At 60.4% G+C, this 916-nt stretch carries 1 protein-coding gene; it reads left to right on the top strand.

What is annotated here, in order from left to right; genetic code table 11:
• The first annotated feature begins 322 nt into the window (after nucleotides 1-322).
• Entirely contained in the window at nucleotides 323-781 is a 459-nt protein-coding gene (locus ACFQ4G_RS21900; protein ID WP_379041121.1) for a hypothetical protein, read from the top strand.
• Nucleotides 782-916: the final 135 nt, after the last annotated feature.

The following is a 916-nucleotide window of genomic DNA, read 5'->3' as shown; positions in this document are numbered from 1 at the left end:
GGATGTTCATCCGGTCTCTCCGACATAGCTGAAGCCTCGCAACTCCAGCCTCCTCGGTTCAGACCGGATGGACAACCTCCTGAAAGCTCACACCTAGATCTCTCTTCGGCGAAGGAACTAGCGGCAGGGCTCCGACAGGCGGCACTGGCGCGACCTCGGGTACATTGACACGTCCAGGTTTGGGAGCGGGTGCCAGTGGTCCTCCGGGAACCGGATCACTTCCGGGCACTGGCGGAACCTCCGGCGGTCCTGGCGGGATCAATCGCTGACTATAGAGATCCTATTCCTAAAGCTGTACTCTCGTATCCTCAAGGTCCTCGACATGCGCATTCGCGTAACGCCACTTATCGTCGGCCTCGCATCGATCATCGTCACGGTTGGGAGTTCCGGCGTGGCCGAAGCTTTCTGCCTGCGGCAGGTCGCCAATCGATCACGGCTGATCCTGGTTGTGAGCCAAGCTGGCGGCGTGGCTATCACGGTTCAGCCGGGCACGTCGCGTAAAATCCTCCTTGACGGGCCAGCCCCGGTGAAGGTGTCCGGCTATTGCGGCAACGATCAACGCAGCGATATGATGCTGAAGCGACCCATTATCCAGCGTAGCTTCGCTGTCACGGCTCTACAGGATCGCTGCTACTACAAGATCGGCAACGACTTCTTCGAGCGCGAGCTCGGCCCCAGCTTCTTCCCGCGCGAAGGGACGGAGCCTTTCGCACTCAATGCTCCGCGTCAGGGGGATCTCGCCCTCGGCCCAACCGGAGCCGCCTGCCCTTTCGTTCGATGAATCAGCGGAAAACCGCTACGCTCTAAGAGTCCGTCGGATAAGAGCGCCTAACAGAACGGCACCGAGTCGGATGTCGAGCGTTGGTTTGGCATGGCCAGACCGCTTCTCCCCGATGATCTCTGGGATGAGATCGCC

This window comes from Methylobacterium marchantiae (assembly GCF_042679825.1).
GTDB classification, from domain to species: Bacteria; Pseudomonadota; Alphaproteobacteria; order Rhizobiales; family Beijerinckiaceae; genus Methylobacterium; species Methylobacterium marchantiae.
Note: the sequence above shows the minus strand (reverse complement) of the source record. Positions and strands in the feature narration are given on the sequence as shown.

Bases quoted from the DNA above. Each gene is read 5' to 3' on its own strand.
- ACFQ4G_RS21900 (WP_379041121.1), top strand. From the start codon at position 323: ATGCGCATTCGCGTAACGCCACTTATCGTCGGCCTCGCATCGATCATC.